Source organism: Nocardia sp. A7 (genome assembly GCF_046549215.1).
In the GTDB taxonomy this organism is placed as follows: domain Bacteria; phylum Actinomycetota; class Actinomycetes; order Mycobacteriales; family Mycobacteriaceae; genus Nocardia.
Genome location: NZ_JAJPWE010000006.1, coordinates 43,109 through 63,127, shown reverse-complemented (window position 1 = coordinate 63,127; position 20,019 = coordinate 43,109). Strand labels below are relative to the sequence as shown.

Below are 20,019 nucleotides of genomic sequence, written 5' to 3'. Positions count from 1 at the left end.
CGACGAATGTCCGCCGGGTACACACTCAGAGGAGTCAGAGGACATGGCCTTCTCCGTCCAGATGCCAGCCCTTGGTGAGAGCGTCACCGAGGGCACGGTGACCAGGTGGCTGAAGCAGGAAGGAGACACGGTCGAGGTCGACGAACCGCTGCTCGAAGTCTCCACCGACAAGGTCGACACCGAGATCCCGTCGCCGACCGCGGGCGTGCTCTCCAAGATCGTGGCCCAGGAAGACGACATCGTCGAGGTCGGCGGTGAACTCGGCGTGATCAGCGATGCCGACGAAACCCCCGCCACCGCTCCCGCGCCCGCTTCCGCACCCGCCGAGCCCGAGCCCGCCGCCCAGGCCCCTGCCGAGGAGGCACCCGCCGCCGAGGCACCTGCCCCGGCCGCCGCGCCTGCCGCTTCCGGCGCTTCCGGCACGCCCGTGAAGATGCCCGAACTGGGCGAGTCGGTCACCGAGGGCACCGTCACCCGGTGGCTCAAGGCCGTGGGTGACACCGTCGCCGTCGACGAGCCGCTGCTCGAGGTGTCCACCGACAAGGTCGACACCGAGATCCCTTCGCCGGTCGCGGGCACGCTGCTCGAGATCACGGCGCAGGAAGACGACGTCATCGATGTGGGCGGTCAGCTGGGTGTGATCGGTAGCGGCGAGCCCGCGGCCGCCGCGCCCGCACCGGCTCCCGCACCTGAGCCCGAGCCCGAACCTGAGCCCGCTCCTGAGCCCGCGCCCGCCCCGGCACCGGCCGCTGCGGCGCCCGCGCCGAAGCCCGCTCCCGCACCGGCTCCCAAGCCTGCTCCGGCCGCGTCCACTCCTGCCCCGGCTTCGGCCAACGGCAGCAGCACCCCGTATGTGACCCCGCTGGTCCGCAAGCTGGCCGACGAGAACAACGTCGACCTGTCGGCCCTCACCGGTTCCGGTGTCGGCGGCCGCATCCGCAAGCAGGATGTGCTCGCCGCCGCCGAGGCCGCGAAGGCGCCCGCCGCCGCACCGGCTCCGGCCGCTCCCGCGGCACCGGCCGCACCGGCGGCCAAGCAGTCCGCCGCCCCGAAGCTGGCCGCCCTCGTCGGCACCACGCAGAAGGCGAACCGGATCCGCCAGATCACCGCGACCAAGACGCGCGAATCGCTGCAGAGCACCGCGCAGCTGACCCAGGTCCACGAGGCCGACGTCACCAAGATCGCGCATCTGCGTCAGCTCGCGAAGGCCTCGTTCAAGGCGCGGGAGGGCGTGAACCTGACGTACCTGCCGTTCTTCGCGAAGGCCGTCGTCGAGGCGCTCGGTGTGCACCCGAACGTGAACGCCTCCTACAACGAGGACGCCAAGGAGATCACCTACCACGCGTCGGTGCACCTGGGTATCGCGGTCGACACCGAGCAGGGTCTGCTCTCGCCGGTCATCCACAACGCCAGCGACCTGTCGCTGGCCGGGCTGGCCCGCGCGATCGCCGACATCGCCAACCGCGCGCGCAACGGTGGCCTCAAGCCGGATGAGCTGTCCGGTGGCACCTTCACCATCACCAATATCGGTAGCGAGGGCGCGCTCTTCGACACCCCGATCCTGGTTCCGCCGCAGGCGGCCATGCTCGGCACCGGCGCGATCGTGAAGCGCCCGGTGGTGGTGACCGACGAGGCCGGTGGCGAGTCCATCGGCGTTCGCTCGATGGTGTACCTGCCGCTCACCTACGACCACCGTCTCATCGACGGTGCCGACGCGGGCCGGTTCGTCTCCACCATCAAGCACCGGCTGGAAGATTCGGCGTTCGAGGCCGATCTCGGCCTGTAGCCGAGAAATTCTATGAAAGTGGTCATCGCCGGTTCGTCCGGCCTGATCGGGACGGCGCTCGTCGCGGCACTACGCCGCGACGGGCACCAGGTCTCCCGTCTGGTGCGCCGCACCGCGGCGGCGCCGGACGAATTCACGTGGGATCCCGCGCGCGCCCAGCTCGACGAGCGGGCGTTGCGCGGGGCCGACGCGGTCGTGAACCTGTGCGGTGTCGGCATCGGCGATCAACGCTGGAACGGCGGCTACAAGCAGTTGCTGCGCGACAGCCGCATCACCCCCACCGACGTCCTGGCCGCCGCGGTCGCCGCCGCCGGAGTGCCGACACTGGTCAACGCCAGCGGCGCGCACTACTACGGCGTCGACACCGGTGACGCCATCGTCGACGAGACATCGCCTGCCGGAACAGGTTTCCTCGCCACGCTGTGTCGCGACTGGGAAGCCGCCACCGAACCCGCCACCGAAGCCGGCGTGCGCACCGTGCTGCTGCGCAGCGCCGTGGTGTTGTCGCGCAACGGCGGCATGCTCGCCAAGTTGCACCCGCTGTACTGGCTCGGCCTCGGCGGCCGCCTCGGCAGCGGCCGCCAATACTTCCCGTGGATCTCCCTCGACGACGAGGTCGGCGCCATCGTCTTCGCGCTCACCCACCCCGAGATCTCCGGCCCGATCAACGTCACGGGCCCCGCTCCCGTCACCTACGCGGAGCTCAACCGCGCCCTCGGCCGAGCTCTGCACCGGCCGACCCCGCTCATCATCCCCGGCTTCGCCCTGCAAGCCCTGGTCGGCGAGCTGGCCGACTCGATCCTGCGCGGCCCTCGCGCCATCCCCGCGGTACTCGAGGAAGCCGGGTACACCTACCAGCACCCGACCATCGGCGCCGCGCTGGCCGCCGCCGTCGGCCGAGGGTGAGCCGATGCTGATCCGCGACGCCGACAAGGCCGACCTCCCCGCCGTCCTCGCCATCCACAACACCAACATCGCCGAGTCCACCGCGATCTGGGACACCGACGAAGTCGACCTGGACGACCGCCTAACCTGGTTCGCCACCCGCACCGACGCCGGGATGCCGATCCTGATCGCCGAGATCGCCGGCGAGGTCGCCGGCTACGCCTCCTACGGCCAGTGGCGCCCCAAATCCGGCTACCGCTTCACCGTCGAGAACTCCGTCTACGTCGACAGTCGTTTCCAGCGCCGCGGCGTGGCCACCACATTGCTTACCGAATTGATCACTCGCGCAATAGATTCCGGCCGCGTGCATGCCATGATCGCCGCCATCGAATCCAGCAACAGCGCCTCGATCGTCCTGCACGAACGCTTCGGTTTCACCACCGTCGGCGAGCTCCCCGAGGTGGGCTACAAATTCGGCCGCTGGATGGACCTGACCCTCATGCAACGAAACTTCCCCGTCGAACCGTGAACCGGCCCGGTCGCTGGGAATTCGCGGTGCGCGCGGATCGGCCGTGGCCGCACCGAACACAACGCCCCCACATGGTCTGTCGGCCCCCGAGCGGGCGGGCTCACCGACCGACACGCCGGGGCGTAACGTCAATGGCGTGAACGACACGCGCCCCACCGCGTCCGCTCGATTCGATACGACCCCGATCGTGGTCGAGGATCTCGGACTCATCGATTACCACGCCGCCTGGGAGCTGCAACGGCAGACCGCCGATCAGCGCGCCGCAGGCGAAGGCGCCGACCGGCTGTTCGTGCTCGAGCACCCGTCGGTCTACACCGCGGGCCGCCGCACCGAGACCGAGGATCTGCCGATCGACGGCAGCCCGGTGGTGCAGGTCGACCGCGGCGGCAAGATCACCTGGCACGGTCCCGGCCAGCTGGTCGGCTACCCGATCATCCGCCTCGCCGAGCCCGTCGATGTCGTCCACTACGTCCGCCGCCTGGAGGAAGCACTGATCCAGGTCGTGTCCGGCCTCGGGATCGAGTGCGGCCGCATCGAAGGCCGCTCCGGTGTGTGGCTGCCCGCCACCGAACTGCTCGCCGAACGCAAGATCGCCGCGATCGGTGTGCGTGTGCAGCGCGGTGTCGCCCTGCACGGCATCTCCCTGAACTGCAATTCCGCCCTCGACGGTTTCCAGGCGATAGTGCCCTGCGGCATCAAGGACGCGGGTGTCACCACCCTGACCCGCGAACTCGGCCGCGAAGTCACCGTCGCCGAGCTCAAGCCCCTCGTCGCCGCCGCGATCGTTGCCGCGCTGGACGGCGAAATTCCCGTTTCGGCCCATGACATTGATCGCACCACCACGGCTGCGAACGCGCAGGCCCCGCGCGTAGAGTCGGTCCGGTGACTTCCGTCGACGCCTCTGCCCCCGCCGGACGCAAACTGCTGCGCATCGAAGCGCGCAACGCGGAGACACCGATCGAGCGCAAACCCAAGTGGATTCGCACCCGCGCCACCATGGGCCCCGAATACACCGAGCTCAAGAGCCTGGTGAAATCCGAAGGCCTGCACACCGTGTGCGAAGAAGCAGGCTGCCCCAACATCTTCGAGTGCTGGGAAGACCGCGAGGCCACCTTCCTCATCGGCGGTGAGCAGTGCACCCGCCGCTGCGATTTCTGCCAGATCGACACCGGCAAGCCCGCCGCCCTCGACCGCGACGAGCCCCGCCGCGTCGCCGAGAGCGTCCAGTCGATGGGTCTGCGCTACTCCACGATCACCGGCGTCGCCCGCGACGACCTCGACGACGGTGGCGCCTGGCTCTACGCCGAGACCGTGCGTGCCATCAAGGCCCTCAACCCCGCCACCGGCGTCGAACTGCTCATCCCCGACTTCAACGCCGACCCCGACCAGCTGGCCGAGGTCTTCTCCACCCGTCCCGAGGTCCTCGCGCACAACCTGGAAACGGTGCCGCGCATCTTCAAGCGCATCCGCCCGGCCTTCCGCTACGAGCGCTCGCTGGCTGTGATCACCGCCGCCCGCGAGGCAGGCCTGGTCACCAAGTCCAACCTCATCCTCGGCATGGGCGAAACCCCCGACGAGGTCACCGAGGCGATGCGTGACCTGCAGGAGGCAGGCTGCGACATCCTCACCATCACCCAGTACCTGCGCCCTTCCCCCCGCCACCACCCCGTGGACCGCTGGGTGAAGCCGGAGGAATTCGTCGAGCACTCCAAGGTCGCCGAAGAACTCGGCTTCGCCGGTGTCATGGCAGGCCCACTGGTCCGCTCCTCCTACCGAGCAGGCCGCCTCTACGCCCAGGCGATGACCCACCACGGCCGCGAGATCCCCGAAGCCATGGCCCACCTCGCCAAGGAAGGCACCGCCTCCCAGGAAGCCAGCTCGGTCCTGGCCCGCTTCGGCAGCTGACCTAGACTAAGGGTCCCCTCACCCCTGGAAGGTCCCATGTCGAAGTTCGAGAACGTCTCCGTCAGCAAGAAGGCCAACGTCTACTTCGATGGCAAGTGCGTCAGCTACAGCCTGGTGATGCCCGATGGTGCCTCGGTGTCGGTCGGCGTGATCCAGCCGGCGTCGCTCACCTTCACCACGAGCGCTCCCGAGATCATGGAGCTGGTGGCGGGCAAGGCCAACGTGACATTGGCAGGTGAGACCGAGGCGGTCACCTACCACGCGGGCGAGTCGTTCAAGGTTCCCGGCGACAGCGCCTTCGACATCGAGGTCGTCGACACCATGCACTACGTCTGCTACTACGGCTGACAGACCCCGGAGCGGGGCGACCATATCGGTCGCCCCGGTTCGCCGGATCTACTTCACCTGGAACTCGTCCTTGTACAGCCGGTTGGGACGCGGGGCGGTAGCCTCGCTCAATTCCACCTGAAAGTCGCTCTCGCGCTTGGATCGCGGTCGGTAGCTGCCACCGAAGGTGATCATCACCGACCCACCCACACCGGTCGTACCCCGGGTCGAATTCGTCTCCCGGCCCGCGTTGAACACCGTCGACACATCGCGCCCGTCGTTGCCGACCGCGATCTGGCCGTCATGGAAGAACTGCACGAACGTGCCGTTATCCGCGGTGACGGTCGCGGCGACCGTGTGACCCTTTTCCGGGTCGAGTTCGAACTCCGCATCGCATTGCTGGCGCCGATCCACGGGCCCGGTCGTTCCGAGGGTGCGCCCGATCCCGAGCAGCACGGTCTCGCCGAGGGCGTTGTGCCGCTCACGACTTTCTTCGGTCCACAGGTGGGTGGTCGACCAAACCTTCACGCGCCCGTCATCGAAAAGCGACACCCGGTCGTCGGTGCCGTTGCTGATCAGATATTTCGCACTGTTGGGGGCCATTCGTCCATCTTCCCCGTTTTCGCGTGCCGAAGTCACATGTTCGGGTGAGTCGATCGCCCACAACGCTCTGCGCGCCAGGTCAAAAGCTTTTGTGCGGTACTCCGACCGTGAGCCCACCGTCCACCACGAACTCCGCCCCGGTGGAATACGAGGACTCGTCGGACGCCAGATACGCCACCAGCGCCGACACCTCATCCGCCTCGGCCGCCCTCGCGAGCGGAATCTGCAAGAAGTCCGCGGGAATCCCCTCGGTCATCGGCGTGGAGATCAGCCCCGGATGCACCGAATTCACCCGGATCCCCTGCGGCGCGAGTTCCAACGCCGCCGACTTGGTGAGCCCACGCACCGCGAATTTCGTCGCCGTATACCCGTGCAGCCCAGGACTTCCCCGCAGCCCCTCCACCGAGGAGATGTTCACGATAGACCCGCCGCCTGCTTCCTTCATCGCCGGAACGGCCGCCTGCATCCCGAGAAACGTCCCGGTCAGATTGATATCGATAATCCGCTGCCATTCGTCCAACGCGAAGTCGACCAGCAGATTCCCATTGACGATCCCCGCATTGTTCACCAGCACATGCAGCCCACCGAACTCCTCGACCGCGGCCGCCACGATCCCCGCCCACTGCTCCGGCTCGCGAACATCGAGATGCCGATACACCACCGCGTCTCCGAGTTCCTTTGCCACCGTGGCACCTTCGTCATCGAGCACGTCCCCGATCACCACCGACGCCCCCTCGGCGACAAACCGCCGAGCATGCGCCGCACCCATCCCCCGAGCCCCACCACTGATCACCGCAACCTTGCCTGCCAAACGTCCCATGTCCGCACACTCCTTCGTAGAACCGAACCCCTTCACACCGTACGAGGACGAGCCGTCCCACCGGAGCACTTTCTAGAACAGGTTTCAATTCTGTCGGACGAGCGGACGGGGTGGACACCTCGATGCCCACCCTGTCCGATCGCTCAGGGCGAGACCGAGACACTCCATTCGTCCGGCGCAGCATCCGCGGATGTCTCATCACGCCCAGGTAGCGCGAGCGCCACCACCGCACCGAGGAACGACAGCACCGCCCCCGCCGCGACGGCTGGCACGAACCCGTCCACGAACTCCGCGGTCGACCCGTACCCACCGAACCCGGCGAAGATCGCGACCACCACAGCGATACCGAACACCCCACCGAGTTCCCGCATCATGCTGTTGGCACCCGCCGCCTTACCGATCGCCCCGTGCTCGACCGCACCGAGCACCGCGCTCTGCGCCGTCGGAATCGCCATGGACACACCGATTCCCGCCACCACCAGCGGCACGATCATCGCGGTATAAGACATGTCCGGTTCGGCGATGAGCGCGATCCAGCCCAAGCCGGCCGCCTGCAGCGTCAGCCCCACCGTCATCAGCGGCCGCTCCCCCACTCGATCCGCCAGCGCACCGGCCAGCGGCGCACAGAAGAACAATGTGAGCGTCCACGGCAACAACCGAAGCCCCGCCCCCAGCGGCCCGTAGTGGAACACCATCTGCATGAACTGCGCGAAGAAGAACACCGCACCGAACAACGCCGCGAACGTCAAGAAGATCGCGACATTCCCCGCCGCGAACCCGCGCGAGGTGAACATCCGAACCGGGAACATCGGTGTGCGCGTGCGCGATTCCCACACCGCGAAGACGATCAGAGCCACGATCCCGCCACCGAGCGCGAACACGATCTCCGGATCCGACCAGCCCGCGATATTGCCGCGCACCAGCCCCCACACCACGCCAAGCGCACCACCGGTCACCAAGGCCAGCCCCACACCGTCGAAGGCCGTCTCCGACCCGAAGCTCTCCGGAATCCGCGCCAGCACCAGCGGAATCGCCAGCAACCCGATCGGCACGTTCACCCAGAAGATCCAGTGCCACGACAACCCCTCCGCGATCGCCCCACCGACCAGGGGCCCACACGCGACCGCCAATCCCGTCACTCCCTCGAGCACCCCGATCGCCACACCCCGCCGCGCCGCCGGAAAGGCAGCGGAAACCAACGTCAACGCCAAACTCATGATCAACGCCGCACCGACGCCCTGCACGACCCTGGCCGCGATCAGCGCCTCGACCGAGCCCGCCAGAGCACACGCCGCCGAGCCCGCGACGAAGATCGCGAGCCCGAGCGCGAACATCCGCCGCCGACCGAACCGGTCACCGACCACGGCCGCCGGGATCAGCAACACCGCGAAACTCAGGTTGTAGCCGTTCACCGTCCATTCCAGCATCTCCAGCGACGCCCCGAGATCGTCTCGAATCGTGCCGAGCGCGGTCGAGACCACCAGGGTGTCCAGCGCCGCCATCATCGACGCGACGGCGGCGAGGGCGAGCACCCATCGCCGCGTACCTTTCGAAACTGTCGGTGTATCCACGAGGCTTCCTTCCGATAGATCGAGCCTGCACACATTCAGACCGGCCACCGCGGAAAACTCATCGAGCGCACACCGATGACTTCGAGCCATCTGCCCGGTCTGTATTAGAGGGCCGCCATACGCCCAGGCAGGAAGAGGTTTCGAATGATCGACACCGACGAATTCGCGACACGAACGCAGCCGTATCGACGCGAACTGCTCGCCCACTGCTACCGCATGCTCGGCTCCCTGGACGACGCCGAGGATCTGGTCCAGGAGACCATGCTGCGGGCCTGGCGCGGCTACGCCGACTTCGAAGGCCGCGCCTCGATGCGCACCTGGCTGTACCGCATCGCCACCAACGCCTGCCTCAACGCCCTCGAACACAGCAGCCGCCGCGTACTCCCCTCCGGCCTCGACGGCCCCGCCGACCACCCCGAACACCTGCACGGCGCGGCGGATGCGATCCCCTGGCTCCAGCCCATCCCGAACATCGTGATCGAACCCGAAACCACCGACCCCGCCGCGATCTTCGCCACCCGCCACGGAACCCGCCTGGCACTCATCGCCGTCTGGCAGACGCTCCCACCCCGCCAGCGAGCCGTCCTGATCCTGCGAGATGTGTTGCGCTGGAAGGCAACCGAGGTGGCCGACCTACTCGAAACCACGCCCACCGCGATCAACAGCACCCTGCAACGCGCCCATGCCACCCTCGCCGATCACACCGCCGACGCCGACCACATCACCGAACCCGACGACCCCGCCGTCCGATCCGTCGTCGACCGCTGGGCCGCCGCGTTCGAATCCTTCGACATGGACGCGCTGGCCGCCCTGCTGAAAACAGACGCCACCTGGGAGATGCCCCCGGTTCCCGACTGGTTCGCCGGGCGAGACCAGATCATCCGCCTGATCACCACTCAGTGCCCCGCCCGCACCGGCACGGCACGCATGATCCCCACGGCGGCCAACGGCCAACCGGCCTTCGCCCTGTACGTCAACGGCGAGGCCCACTCCATCCAGATCCTCGCCGTGACCCCGGAAGGCGTCGCCGGAGTCGTGGCCTTCCACGGATCCGGGTGTTTCGAACCCTTCGGCCTCCCCGACCGACTTCAGCAGGCGATGTTGGTCGCGCCCGACGACTCGAACGAAATGTGCACGTGGTCATAGTGATTCTGCGTCGGGCTGCCGCGATCCTCCATGTAGGACCAGCCGTTGCCGTCGTTGAACCGCTGTTGCCAGATCACATAGGTGACCCCGAACCGCGCCTTGTTGGCCAGCACGAAATCGGCGATCGTATTACCCAACGCGGTATTGGAGGTCATGACGTCGAGCGCCTGTCCCGCACCGTGATCACCGTCGTAGCGCCCGTGCGCACCACCGATGTTCGAGACCCCGAACATCTTCTGCAACAGATTGCCGACCTGCGCCACATGCGGCAGAGTCCCGTTGAACTCCGTCCCGCACAACACCTTCACCTTCAACGCCGACAGCGCCGCCATCTCGTCATCCGCCCGGACGATCGGCCCCGGCTGCGGCTGATCATTGGTCGGCGCGGCAGCGATCGGATCGAGCTCGATCGCCGAGGTGGACAGTGGTTCGACCGAAGCCACCGCCTCGACCTCCGCACCCCCCGGCCGCATCACCATCATCAACATGCCCGGAACGGTCGCCGCGAGACTGCATACAGCCAGCGGCAGGCGACTCTTGGGAGCCGACGGTTTGCGATGCGAAGCAGTCACGTTGTCAATCACCAGTCATTGTCGAGAGCAGGTCACCGTAAGATTACGAAATGGTCGCGGAAAAGTCACGTCCAGACGCACACCAACAGTTGGACCAGCATCTACTACCCGAAGCGATCCTGCAATCCTTTCGCCGCGTGTCGTTACCAAGACGGCCTGTCGCGATGAACGGCGCTTCACTTGTCGCTCACGTCACAGGTTCAACTCGTCGAGGTCATCACCGCGCCTCCACTGTCCGGGAGGCCGGTTGCCCGCTGCCGACACGCCTGATCGGCATGATCACCGCTCAGGCGGTACCGGGACGGTCGGACCGCCTTCGCCTACTTCCAGCGGCCTGAAACCCCACCGAAGACGAGCGCCGCGCCAATGTCGGTGCCCCTTGCTACTTTTCGTGCATTCGATCTCCACGAGCTCAGCGAGGACGCATGACCGCTGAAACCACCTATCTCGAACTGTCCGACGACGCGGGCTCCTCGCACAAGTTCTATGAGGTAGTCGTCACCGGAACGAACGTCAATATCCGCTACGGCCGCATCGGCGAGCAGGGTACGTCCAAAGCGAGCTCCTTCGCCACCGAGGACAAGGCGAAATCGGCCGCAGAGAAAAAGATCGGCGAGAAGATGCGCAAGGGATACGCCCCCGCTGTCATGGGCGCGCGCGAACGCCGCACCGTCACCCGCCGCAGCATCACCAGCCAGCGCTCCACCGCCAAGTCGGCCCCCGTGCTGTGGCGCTTCGACTCCGGCGCCTCCGCCTTCGGCATCTTCGTCGACGACCAGCGCTGCTGGGTCGGCAACGAGAACGGCGAGGTCTTCACCCTCTCCCCCGCCGGCGTCGTCACCAACAGCTACAAACTGCCCGATGCGGTCAAATGCATTGTCGCCGACGACTTCTGGATCTACGCCGGTTGCGACGACGGCCGCGTCTACGACCTGTCCGGCAAGGTCCCCCGCGCCGCCTACGACGTCTCCGCCGACGACGTCTACTGGCTCGACATCCACGACGGCATCCTCGCCGCCTCCGACGCCGCGGGCGGCCTGACCGTCATCGACCACGAAGAGGAATCCCTCTGGTCGGCCCGCAGCAAGGGCAACTCCGGCTGGATGGTCCGCGTCGACCCCACCGGCGTCTACCACGGCCACGGCGCCGGCGTCACCAAGTACCACCTGGAAACCGGCCGCTCCCAGTGGCATTCGTCCACCCGCGGCGCGGTCCTGTTCGGCTGGCAGGAATCCGACACCGTCTACGCGGGCACCTCCCACAACCAGGTCGAGGAGATCACCAAGCAGGGCACCGCCACCCGCACCTACCAGTGCGATGCCGCCGTCTTCTCCTGCGCCGCCTCCCCCGACGGCCGCTACGTCTTCGCAGGCGACTCCCACTCCTCGGTCTACTGCTTCGACGCCACCGGCACCCGCCTGTGGAAACTCGCCACCGGCTGCGGCTCCGCCTACTCCATGCAGTACCACGACGAAAAGCTCTACCTGGTCACCACCTCCGGCGCCCTGGCCTGCCTAGACGTCAGCGAATCCGCCATCCGCGACGCCGACCAGGGCGTCCTCCCCACCACCCGCTCGGTGAAGGCCCCCGAATTCTCCGCCGTAGCCCCCAGCACCACCCTCGAACTCACCACCGACGTCGGCACCGGCGTCATCGTCGAATGCCTCCAACACGGCGACTCCCTGCGCGTCCACGTCATCTCCCCCGGCTACGACCCCGGCTGGAACGTCCAATTCCCCCGCGACATCCGCCTGGCCGGCGCCCGCTACGTCGTCGACGCCGTCTCCGAATCCGCCCGCGGCGGCTTCTACCGAGTCCGCGGCGACATCCGCCGCCTGGGCTGAGTCCACGATGACACCCCCACCGCGGCCCAACCCCGCTGCCATGCCGAAACACCGCCGGTCCCCCATCGACAAGCCGACGACGATGGCCTGGACTCCGGTCACCGAATCGGAACACATCCACGAACGTCGCGGCCTCGCCGCAGTCCTCGAACGACTACCGTCCGCCAGTCCGTGCGGGCCTGGTCCAACTTCGAGTTCCCGGCAACCGGCGCGAAGCCGTACGAGATCGATCTGTTGCTGACTACACCGAGTGGCCTGCACATGATCGAGCTGAAAGCCTGGTCCGGGTCGGTCGATATCGAGACCGACCATTGGATCCAGACCGCGCCGAACGGTCGGCGAATCGACCACGGAAACGTGCTGGAGCTGGCCTATTTCAAGAGCATGCTGTTGATGAAGCAGCTACAGCGCGCAGGCGAGGCCACGATCGTGCGCACCGGGGTCTGTTTCACCGAAAACCGTGTCCGCCTGAATTTGCCCGCACTGAACCGCCGCTACGTCCACACCGTCGATGAATTGGTGAGCCGCCTGTCCCGACCAACACACGACGTCCGCCACCGCATGCCACCGGATCGCGTCGAGCGGATCGAGGAGGCGCTCGCGACATTCGCGAAGCCTTCTCGCCGATGCCTCAGAGATCGCCCACCTCCGGGTTCAACGCCGCCAGAGTGACAAAGATCGGCGCGCCTGGATCCGCCGCGACTCCCCGCCCGCGCAGAAACGCATCGATCATGCCCCACACCAATTCGTTTACCCTGCTGACGAATTCACCGGTATCCGGCTCCGCGTCACTCAGCCACAGATCGGTGAACACGATCATCACCGGCACCACGTAACGGCATTATCGTTGCCCGTACCGGCAGTACGAACTACCGGACATCGCATCGAAGGAGACGGTCCGTGTCGGACGCCCTGCGCCAACTCACCGCAACACTCGGCGCCCCACCACCGCCTGACCTCGCCACCCTCACCCCCGACGAGCTGGCACTCCTCGACAACTACGTCCGCGCCGCCCTCGACCACCGCAAGGCCGCCCTCGACGGCGCCCTCGACTCCGGCATGCGCCTCATCCCCCGCCTGGCCCGCCCTGCCGTGAAGAAGGTGCTCGGACTATGACCGCGACCCACCACACCACCGTCGAGCTGGCCAAACTGGCCCGCGTCCTCGACCGCGACCCCGCCGACCTGAATTTCCTCGCCACCCTCCCACCCGGGGCCCTGCGCGAATTCCGCGACCAGATCACCGACCTCACCGCCCGCCGCGAAGCCCGCCGCATGCAACGCGTCGGCGCCGCCGCAAAAATCGTCCCCGCCCCCATAGCCGCCAAGATCGCCGAAGCCGCCTTCGGCCCCCCGTCCTGGCCGCCGCGATCGCAGGCTCGGTCGACCCGGCACGCGCCGTAGCAATCGCCAGCGCGCTTTCCCCAGTTTTCCTCGCCGACGCCACCCTCACCCTCGACCCACGCCGAGCCGTCGAACTGATCGCCAAGGTACCCGCCCCGATGGCCGCGGCCGTCGCCCGCGAATTGATCAGCCGCGGCGACTATCTGACGATGGGCAATCTCGCAGGCTCGGTCCCCGACTCGGTCCTGCGCGCGGCCCTCCCCCACGCCTCCGACCTCGACATCCTCCAAGTCGGCTACTACCTCGAGGAAACCTCAGCAGCCGACCGCCTCCTCACCGTCGTCACAGACCGAGTCCCCGGCGTCATCCTCGCAACCCACAACGCAGGCGAATGGCCCAAAGCCATCACCCTGCTCGGCCTCCTGGGCCCCACCGAACGCTCCAAACTGGCCAACGTCGTCGCCGCCCAAGACGACGAAGTCATCGACGGCCTCCTCACCGCGGTAGAAGAAGCCGACGCCTGGGACACCCTCCTCCCCGTAGCCGCGGGCATGGCCCCGCAACCCCTCCAACGCCTGGCCCAACGCCCCGCCATGCAAAACCCCACCCTCCTCACCAAAATCGCCGACCTGGCCGTGACCCAAAACCTCTGGCTCTCCCTACTCCCCCTGGCCACCCACCTGTCCCCCACCCAACTCCACACCGTCGCCGCCCGAGTAGCCACCGAACCCGACGCCTCCCTGACAACCCTCATAGAACAAGCCCACACCGAAAACCACTGGCCCACCCTCCTCCCCGTAGCCCTCGCCCTCTCCACCCCCGACCGCAAACGCCTGGCCTCCCTCCCCGTAATGCACCGCCCCGAATTCCTCACCGCCGCAATAAAAGCCACCGCCACCCACAACCTCTGGCCAGCAGCCCTCCCCCTCCTCAACAACCTCCCCACCACCACTCACGCCACCCTCGCCACCACCATAAACACCCTCACCGACAACAACTTCCGACAAGCCCTCCAAGCCGCCCCCACCGCCGACTGCACCACAACCCTGATACAAATCGTCCTCCGCCAAGAAGTCTCATCCCGAATCCGGTCCCTGACCCTCCTCAACGAATCCGACACCCTGGAACCCTTCGTCGCCACCATCACGACGCAGGACCCGGCAATCTGGCAAGCCATCTCCGAAGCCCGCGAGGAAATCCCCGAACCCCTCCGCACTCTCCTCGCCATCCGAGAAACCCATTGCGGCCAAACAGAACTCGGCATCGACCTGACCGCCGGCTGAGCCGCCGCCAACTACCCTCATTCGGCCAATGATCCGAACATGTCGGCGGCCCCTGTCACACTCCCCATATGACGGTCTACGGGCGCAATGCCTACCCTGATGTCTTGGCGGACAAGCACTCCCGCATCCGCGCACTCCACGTGCGAGCGCTGAACGACCTCGCCGACAGGATCGCCGACGCAGAGGGAATCCCGCACGGGCACGTGCCCTACGTCGATCCCGATCTAGGTGGCATCAAGGCACGAGCACTCGTACTGCTCGACAACCCGTCCACGAAAGCCGAGGCCGCCCGCAACGGAGGTTCCGGCCTGATCAGCCCCGACAACAACGACGCGACGGCAAGAAACTGCCGCGAGGCCTACGCCGCCCACGGCATCGACTGGCACTCAGTCGTCAACTGGAACGTCTGCCCATTCCCCACCGGCCGCGAAAACGGAGCTTCCCTGGCCTCCGAACGCGATCGAGGCACCCGATGGACCCGCGAATTCATCGCCCAGTGCCCCAACCTGGAAATCGTGCTGTGCCTGGGCAGAGCAGCCGAAGACGGCTGGCGCCGCGCTGCCATCCACCGCCCGGACCTGTACGTATTCCCGGAGGGCGTGCCGCACTGTTCCCAGCGAGGCTTGGCCCCGAAGGCTGCCCGACACCGCTTCGACGTAGCGATCGGCCAGCTGGCCGCAATGTTGCGCCGCTAACCGCCGAGAGCAAGGACCGCGAGGGTGTCCCACCGGTAGGTGTGGTCTTCTCGTCTGAGGACTACCAATTCGACTTGGTTCACGCGCACGTTCACACGCTCGGCCCTGCGCAGTTTTGCGACGGCGTCGATAACCTCAATAGCAGTACGGTCAATGTTGTTGTAAGCGATGCCCAGATGCGGCCGGAATCGTGCAGCACTCGAAGCGCTCGCGACGCTCCGCAACGCTTCCCCGGTACAGGTCGACAGCAGCTGATGCAGATCGAAAAGCGGGTCCCACGGTGCGACGGAGAATCTGATCGCACCAGATGAGCCGCTCAGCGGCCCTACCGTTAGATCGAACGGCTTCACATCCGAAAGATGTTCACGCGCAATGGAAATCAGTCCATCAATCTGCCCCTCGGTAACAGCGCCCGTGGAGCCGATCCCCATCATGGTGATGTGCAGGGCATCCAGTGGAACTGGATCGAACCCGCCGATCGCCAGGGCCTGCTGGCATTCGGCAGCGAACTCGATCAGATCGGCGTCATCGAAAGTCAGGTACCAGTAGTAGCCCGTGCGCCCAGGTGCCCACTGCTTCACGGTCCAGTGATCACGTAGGACGTCGATTTCGGAGAAGGCGCTCCAGTCGTTTCGCGCGATGGCTGCCGGATCCGATGTCGAGTCCGGCAGCAGTCGAGGGAATGGGCCGTTCGATGTCATGACCGGCTGCCCAACCTTTCCCCGTTGACGTCCGTGTAAGCGAGTTTACGGATCACCGGCCGGACGCAGCACCGAGGTGCTGAACGCCCGGCCAGGTGGTATCCATGGCCGCGCGAACGAGTTCGTTAGAGCGCGTTCCAGCGCCAAGGTCGGTCAATTTCGCCCCGCAAGCAAGCAAGACGATGGCGCACCTCATCCGCTGCGCCCTCGCTGGCTTCTGACCTCGACAGCGCGAAGACAGTCCAGCGGAGTTCCTGCATGTCGGCAAGCAGCCGGAATGCCGAATCCGTGGTGACGTCAGCGCCATAGGCGTCGACGAATGCTAGGTAGTCAGCCTCCGATAGACGATCGAAATCGGTGTGGTCAGCTGCAATCTGAATGAGATCCCACCCCGGTCGGCCCAGTGAGACGCGGTCCAGATCAACGAGTATCGGCCTGCCTCCATCCGGAACGACTAGGTTGCCTTGCCACGCGTCGCCGTGAATGACAGTCTTCCGAGCAGGAGGCTCGAGCTGGGAATACTGTTTGCACAGCCCGTCGTGGTGGCCGAGAAGCCAAGCACGGTCCTCAGCGGCGAGGTGGCCTGTCGACGTGATTGCTCGGCGAAGACCGGCGAATGGTTCGTGCTCCGGGAGCACAAACGTTGTCGGCGGCGCGAGGGCGTGAAGTTGGCGAAGCGCGGTCGCGAGTTCGGTAGTTGTCGCCGCGCGGTGATCTGGAATCCGCTGCCACCAGGTGATCGGACGATCGTCTACCACGGTTAAGGGAGTGGCGACATCGGCAACGTGAACGGTCGGCAGTCCAGAGGCATTGAGCCACTGCGAGATTCGCAGTTCTCGTGCGGCCGCATCAGCTGTTCCAGTCTTGCCTACCCGTCCGATGATGTCGCCCACACGATAAATCGTGTTGGACCCCGCCCGGACGAGTTCCGCACGGGTCGGATCGATGCCGCTGATAGCCGCCGCTTTTTCGAGAATGGCCAGCGAGCTCGCCTCATTAGGCTAGAGGCTGCTCATGAAGCTGACTCGCGCGGTGTCGCTGTGACGATGAGGGCGCATAGCTCACCGACCTCGGTGATGCGGCGGTGTGTGCTCGCGACCGCTGCCAGCCCACGAAGCTCGGTCGCGATACGTGCCGATTTCAATGCGCGGCTACGAACCACTGCTTCCATTCCGATCGCGGCCGCGTCGCGGGGATCTCCGACCTTCATCGTCAACGCCGCTAACCGAATCTGTGAGAACGTTCGCGATCGGGGATATTCGGAGCCTTGCATGTCGATGGCGTAGCGCAGCCGAGGTGCGGCGACGTCGATCGAGTTGAGTGCCTCGGCGGCCAAAGCGAGCGCCTTTCCAGTACTTCCGAGGTGTTCGGCTGTGTCGTAAAAACACATCCAGGGCGGGTCCGCGTCTGGTGCGCGGGCCTCGAATAGCTCATCTGCGCGGGCAACCTCCGCAACGACCTCATGGGTACGTCCCGAAGCGGCCAGATACTGCGCGCGCATGGCACTCAGCATCGCAAGCACGGTGAAGGCCAGGCGGTCCGACCGGACCTGGGCGAGTTCGATGAGGGAGAGAGCACTGTCCGGATCCCCGACGAACGCCGATCGTCGCGCCATATCGGCGAGAGCGCTAGCGCGAAGATCCCACGATCCCGCGGAGTCCGCGCACTACAGCGCGAATTGAAGTATCGGTCGGCATCTAGGAACTCACCAGCGTCAAAGGCGGTATACCCCCGGTTCGACAAAGCGCTCGAATTCGGCGGCTTGTCGAGGACCACGTTTCGCGGTCAGACTCGGTGTGCAGTCAAACTTTGGTGCGACTGGATGCCGGGTCAGCGCTTGTCCTGCGACGCTCACCGGAAGTCGAGCATGCGGCCTAGCTCGGAGTCGAGGCCCTTGGTGCCTGGGCCGATCGACCGATCCGGTCGGTGTGGCAGCGGGCGAACGAACTCGGTGGCCTGCTGGAGCCCGGCACCGAGCCCCGGCAGTTCAACCGAGGTACGGCGCTGCCCCGCCTTCCTCGAAGTGTCCGATCCGCAGCCGAACGGTGGGGTGCACTGGCAGGTCCATCAATTCGTCCGCACCGACGAACCGGACTTCAGTCGATTCGCTGCTGACGGCGATATCGCCGCCCACGACCCGACCGAGATAGGTGACGGCGAACTCCTGCCGCACCTCTCCGTCCCCGTACTCGATGACGTGCTCCGGGTCGGTGTAGATACCCAATAGCCCCGTGATCTCGATGTCGAGTCCGGTTTCCTCCTTCGTCTCCCGAACCGCACACTCACCGAGAGTCTCACCAATCTCCATCACGCCCCCCGGCAGCGACCAATTTCCGGAATCGCCTCGGCGCTGCATCAAGATTCGGCCCGCACCGTCCGTGACGAGAACCGAACCACCAGGCACCAGACTGTTTGCCTTCGGCGCGCGCGGATCCTTGTAGTAGTCACGCCGTGAGCTCATGCGAAAGTCCTTGCGAGTAGGGGGTCGCCGAGCCCCAGATCTGTTCGAACTGCTCGGTGAACGAGGAGAAGATCCCGTGCTGGGACAGCTTTCGTAGATGGATCGCCGGGTGCTGGTATCCGCGGGCCCGGAACAGGTACGGCGTGACGATCATCTTGTCGTCGAACCGGAACACCGAGTTGTATAGATGACTGGTGTGCAGACCGATGTCGCAACCCGGCGTGTCGGTCAGCGGACCTAACATGTTCAGCGCATTGCGGATTCGGCCGGCAAGGGTTCCGTTCATCTGTTCCAACGCATCACGCTCGGCCACGTGCGGACAGTCCGGATCCGCGAACGTCAGCCGGATGCGAGTTCCGTTGCGGCACTTGACGGCGAGGATTTCCGCCGCGTCCGGCAGCAGTTCCAGCACAAACGGGTAGGCGTAGCCGACGATGTCGATCTGCTCGTCGGCTCCGAGGAGCAGCGAGGTCCACAGGTCGTTCGGAATGTCTGCCCGATGAGCGTATGCACCCTGTACCTCAGCAGTCGCCGCCCCGCCCGCTGCGAGATCAGGGCGAGTCTGCGGCCACAGCAGATCCTCGGTCTCATCAAGAATCCGTGCGACCACCGCCCGTGTGCGCCGGTGCGGGACGCGACCTGAGAGCCACCGGTTGACTGTCTTCACGTCGACGCCGACAGCATCCGCTAGCGCAACCGAATCCAGTCGCGCTCGAAGCATCGCCGATTCCAAGCGGGTGGCCATGCTTGCACCATACGGCCCATTTCCTGGACATATCAGCATCTTTGAAATGTCCGCTGAAATGTCCCGGACGTGGTTCAGGTGCCCGACGCGAAGAAATACCGTCAGATCACCGTGTACGACCAACAGCCAAGGGGGCGACGTGATCTACGGACGAACATCTCTCGCGTATCCGAGAACAGACCTCGCCAACAGGAGTCGTCGATGACCACGTTGCTCGACCAAGCGCTCGTCCTCCGCATCCTGCAACCCGGCGGACAACTAACCGACCGCCAAATCGCCACCAACACAGCACTATCTATCCGCCGAGCCAGGCGTGCACTACGCACCCTCCACCTCAACGGCCTACTCCGCGAAGTGACCCACCGCCAAGCTTGGGAACTCTCGACCAGCGGCCACGCGTACACCAACACCCCCACCGGCCAAGCCATGCTCGACGTACCCCGATCGGCACTCGCCGGATGAAACCCATCGCGATCGGGTACCTGCGATCCGACATCTCCGGCATTGCACAGAGCTGGGACGAGATCCGAATCCGCTCCTTGGCTAGGCGATACGGCTACGACCTCGCGAAAACCATCGTGTTCACCTCACGAACCCCCGACCCGATCACCCAGTTGATCACTATCGTCCGCCGAACCAGCACCGAAGCCGTCTTCACACCCCACCGGGACCACCTCGGTGCCCAGATCGCGACCTTCCTGATCAGATCATGTGACGTGATCACCGTCGATGACGAGAACACCTACGCAAGATCGTATTTCGGCATTCAGAGCGCCGCGCGCCCTCGGAGGCATCGGTAGGAT

25 protein-coding genes are annotated in these 20,019 nt (G+C 66.0%); 15 read left to right on the top strand and 10 right to left on the bottom strand.

The features are described 5' to 3' along the window. Positions 1 to 43 precede the first annotated feature (43 nt). From sucB to ACLJPD_RS29130, 6 genes are all read left to right on the top strand, one after another. Positions 44 to 1,786, top strand: a complete 1,743-nt coding sequence (gene sucB, locus ACLJPD_RS29155) for a 2-oxoglutarate dehydrogenase, E2 component, dihydrolipoamide succinyltransferase (protein WP_410876411.1) — start codon at positions 44 to 46, stop codon at positions 1,784 to 1,786. Positions 1,787 to 1,798: 12 nt separating this feature from the next. Then, complete coding sequence (locus tag ACLJPD_RS29150; RefSeq protein ID WP_410876410.1) at positions 1,799 to 2,692, top strand: TIGR01777 family oxidoreductase; 894 nt, start codon at positions 1,799 to 1,801, stop codon at positions 2,690 to 2,692. A gap of 4 nt (positions 2,693 to 2,696) precedes the next feature. Further along, positions 2,697 to 3,200 (top strand): GNAT family N-acetyltransferase, encoded by a 504-nt coding sequence (locus ACLJPD_RS29145; RefSeq protein WP_410876409.1) that lies wholly within the window; start codon positions 2,697 to 2,699, stop codon positions 3,198 to 3,200. A 136-nt stretch (positions 3,201 to 3,336) separates the two neighbouring features. Then, a complete protein-coding gene (lipB, locus tag ACLJPD_RS29140; RefSeq protein WP_410876408.1) occupies positions 3,337 to 4,086 on the top strand; it encodes a lipoyl(octanoyl) transferase LipB in 750 nt (249 codons plus the stop codon). Beyond that, positions 4,083 to 5,105 carry a lipoyl synthase gene (gene lipA, locus ACLJPD_RS29135; protein ID WP_410876407.1) on the top strand — a complete coding sequence of 341 codons (1,023 nt, stop codon included), beginning with the start codon at positions 4,083 to 4,085 and terminating at the stop codon, positions 5,103 to 5,105. The genes lipB and lipA overlap by 4 nt, the downstream gene beginning before the upstream one ends. Before the next feature lie 36 nt (positions 5,106 to 5,141). Then, positions 5,142 to 5,453 (top strand): pyrimidine/purine nucleoside phosphorylase, encoded by a 312-nt coding sequence (locus ACLJPD_RS29130; RefSeq protein WP_410876406.1) that lies wholly within the window; start codon positions 5,142 to 5,144, stop codon positions 5,451 to 5,453. Positions 5,454 to 5,501: 48 nt separating this feature from the next. On the opposite strand, the gene ACLJPD_RS29125 is transcribed toward ACLJPD_RS29130, so the two are convergent. The 3 genes from ACLJPD_RS29125 to ACLJPD_RS29115 form a co-directional block, all read right to left on the bottom strand. Next, positions 5,502 to 6,035, bottom strand: coding sequence for a hypothetical protein (locus ACLJPD_RS29125; protein WP_410876405.1), 534 nt, complete (start codon positions 6,033 to 6,035; stop codon positions 5,502 to 5,504). A gap of 79 nt (positions 6,036 to 6,114) precedes the next feature. Continuing rightward, the gene (locus ACLJPD_RS29120; protein WP_410876403.1) at positions 6,115 to 6,855 is read right to left on the bottom strand and encodes a glucose 1-dehydrogenase; all 741 of its coding nucleotides are present in this window, start codon (positions 6,853 to 6,855) and stop codon (positions 6,115 to 6,117) included. A gap of 143 nt (positions 6,856 to 6,998) precedes the next feature. Continuing rightward, positions 6,999 to 8,426 carry a DHA2 family efflux MFS transporter permease subunit gene (locus tag ACLJPD_RS29115; RefSeq protein ID WP_410876401.1) on the bottom strand — a complete coding sequence of 476 codons (1,428 nt, stop codon included), beginning with the start codon at positions 8,424 to 8,426 and terminating at the stop codon, positions 6,999 to 7,001. A gap of 144 nt (positions 8,427 to 8,570) precedes the next feature. Between ACLJPD_RS29115 and ACLJPD_RS29110 the strand changes: the two genes are divergently transcribed. Then, entirely contained in the window at positions 8,571 to 9,572 is a 1,002-nt protein-coding gene (locus ACLJPD_RS29110) for a sigma-70 family RNA polymerase sigma factor (protein WP_410876400.1), read from the top strand. Here ACLJPD_RS29110 and ACLJPD_RS29105 read toward each other — a convergent pair. After that, on the bottom strand, positions 9,515 to 10,060 hold the full coding sequence (locus ACLJPD_RS29105; RefSeq protein WP_410876398.1) for a hypothetical protein: 546 nt from the start codon (positions 10,058 to 10,060) through the stop codon (positions 9,515 to 9,517). The two genes, ACLJPD_RS29110 and ACLJPD_RS29105, sit on opposite strands and share 58 nt — an antisense overlap. 509 nt (positions 10,061 to 10,569) lie before the next feature. On the opposite strand from ACLJPD_RS29105, the gene ACLJPD_RS29100 reads away from it, so the two are divergent. After that, positions 10,570 to 11,988 (top strand): WGR domain-containing protein, encoded by a 1,419-nt coding sequence (locus ACLJPD_RS29100; protein WP_410876397.1) that lies wholly within the window; start codon positions 10,570 to 10,572, stop codon positions 11,986 to 11,988. A gap of 171 nt (positions 11,989 to 12,159) precedes the next feature. Beyond that, positions 12,160 to 12,660 (top strand): NERD domain-containing protein, encoded by a 501-nt coding sequence (locus tag ACLJPD_RS29095; RefSeq protein ID WP_410876396.1) that lies wholly within the window; start codon positions 12,160 to 12,162, stop codon positions 12,658 to 12,660. Here ACLJPD_RS29095 and ACLJPD_RS29090 read toward each other — a convergent pair. Continuing rightward, complete coding sequence (locus ACLJPD_RS29090; protein ID WP_410876395.1) at positions 12,620 to 12,808, bottom strand: hypothetical protein; 189 nt, start codon at positions 12,806 to 12,808, stop codon at positions 12,620 to 12,622. The two genes, ACLJPD_RS29095 and ACLJPD_RS29090, sit on opposite strands and share 41 nt — an antisense overlap. An 80-nt stretch (positions 12,809 to 12,888) precedes the next feature. On the opposite strand from ACLJPD_RS29090, the gene ACLJPD_RS29085 reads away from it, so the two are divergent. The 4 genes from ACLJPD_RS29085 to ACLJPD_RS29070 all read left to right on the top strand — a co-directional run bounded on the left by ACLJPD_RS29085 (position 12,889) and on the right by ACLJPD_RS29070 (position 15,309). Then, the gene (locus ACLJPD_RS29085; RefSeq protein ID WP_410876394.1) at positions 12,889 to 13,104 is read left to right on the top strand and encodes a hypothetical protein; all 216 of its coding nucleotides are present in this window, start codon (positions 12,889 to 12,891) and stop codon (positions 13,102 to 13,104) included. Then, positions 13,101 to 13,391, top strand: a complete 291-nt coding sequence (locus ACLJPD_RS29080; RefSeq protein ID WP_410876393.1) for a hypothetical protein — start codon at positions 13,101 to 13,103, stop codon at positions 13,389 to 13,391. The genes ACLJPD_RS29085 and ACLJPD_RS29080 overlap by 4 nt, the downstream gene beginning before the upstream one ends. Positions 13,392 to 13,489: 98 nt before the next feature. Then, positions 13,490 to 14,614: a hypothetical protein gene (locus ACLJPD_RS29075; RefSeq protein WP_410876392.1), complete on the top strand. Its 1,125-nt coding sequence runs from the start codon at positions 13,490 to 13,492 to the stop codon at positions 14,612 to 14,614. A gap of 68 nt (positions 14,615 to 14,682) precedes the next feature. Then, positions 14,683 to 15,309 carry a uracil-DNA glycosylase gene (locus ACLJPD_RS29070; RefSeq protein ID WP_410876391.1) on the top strand — a complete coding sequence of 209 codons (627 nt, stop codon included), beginning with the start codon at positions 14,683 to 14,685 and terminating at the stop codon, positions 15,307 to 15,309. On the opposite strand, the gene ACLJPD_RS29065 is transcribed toward ACLJPD_RS29070, so the two are convergent. The 5 genes from ACLJPD_RS29065 to ACLJPD_RS29045 all read right to left on the bottom strand — a co-directional run bounded on the left by ACLJPD_RS29065 (position 15,306) and on the right by ACLJPD_RS29045 (position 19,339). Further along, positions 15,306 to 16,010: a 2'-5' RNA ligase family protein gene (locus ACLJPD_RS29065; RefSeq protein ID WP_410876390.1), complete on the bottom strand. Its 705-nt coding sequence runs from the start codon at positions 16,008 to 16,010 to the stop codon at positions 15,306 to 15,308. The two genes, ACLJPD_RS29070 and ACLJPD_RS29065, sit on opposite strands and share 4 nt — an antisense overlap. Before the next feature lie 125 nt (positions 16,011 to 16,135). Next, positions 16,136 to 16,957 carry a phosphotransferase family protein gene (locus tag ACLJPD_RS29060; protein ID WP_410876551.1) on the bottom strand — a complete coding sequence of 274 codons (822 nt, stop codon included), beginning with the start codon at positions 16,955 to 16,957 and terminating at the stop codon, positions 16,136 to 16,138. A gap of 65 nt (positions 16,958 to 17,022) precedes the next feature. After that, complete coding sequence (locus tag ACLJPD_RS29055; protein ID WP_410876389.1) at positions 17,023 to 17,625, bottom strand: hypothetical protein; 603 nt, start codon at positions 17,623 to 17,625, stop codon at positions 17,023 to 17,025. A gap of 372 nt (positions 17,626 to 17,997) precedes the next feature. Beyond that, positions 17,998 to 18,471 carry an NUDIX domain-containing protein gene (locus ACLJPD_RS29050; protein WP_410876388.1) on the bottom strand — a complete coding sequence of 158 codons (474 nt, stop codon included), beginning with the start codon at positions 18,469 to 18,471 and terminating at the stop codon, positions 17,998 to 18,000. Then, complete coding sequence (locus tag ACLJPD_RS29045) at positions 18,455 to 19,339, bottom strand: hypothetical protein (RefSeq protein ID WP_410876387.1); 885 nt, start codon at positions 19,337 to 19,339, stop codon at positions 18,455 to 18,457. Before ACLJPD_RS29045 ends, ACLJPD_RS29050 begins: the two co-directional genes overlap by 17 nt. A 78-nt stretch (positions 19,340 to 19,417) precedes the next feature. Here ACLJPD_RS29045 and ACLJPD_RS29040 point away from each other — a divergent pair, with 78 nt between their 5' ends. Beyond that, entirely contained in the window at positions 19,418 to 19,678 is a 261-nt protein-coding gene (locus tag ACLJPD_RS29040; protein WP_410876385.1) for a replication-relaxation family protein, read from the top strand. Then, positions 19,675 to 20,016: a hypothetical protein gene (locus ACLJPD_RS29035; protein ID WP_410876384.1), complete on the top strand. Its 342-nt coding sequence runs from the start codon at positions 19,675 to 19,677 to the stop codon at positions 20,014 to 20,016. Before ACLJPD_RS29040 ends, ACLJPD_RS29035 begins: the two co-directional genes overlap by 4 nt. The last annotated feature ends 3 nt before the right edge of the window (positions 20,017 to 20,019 follow it).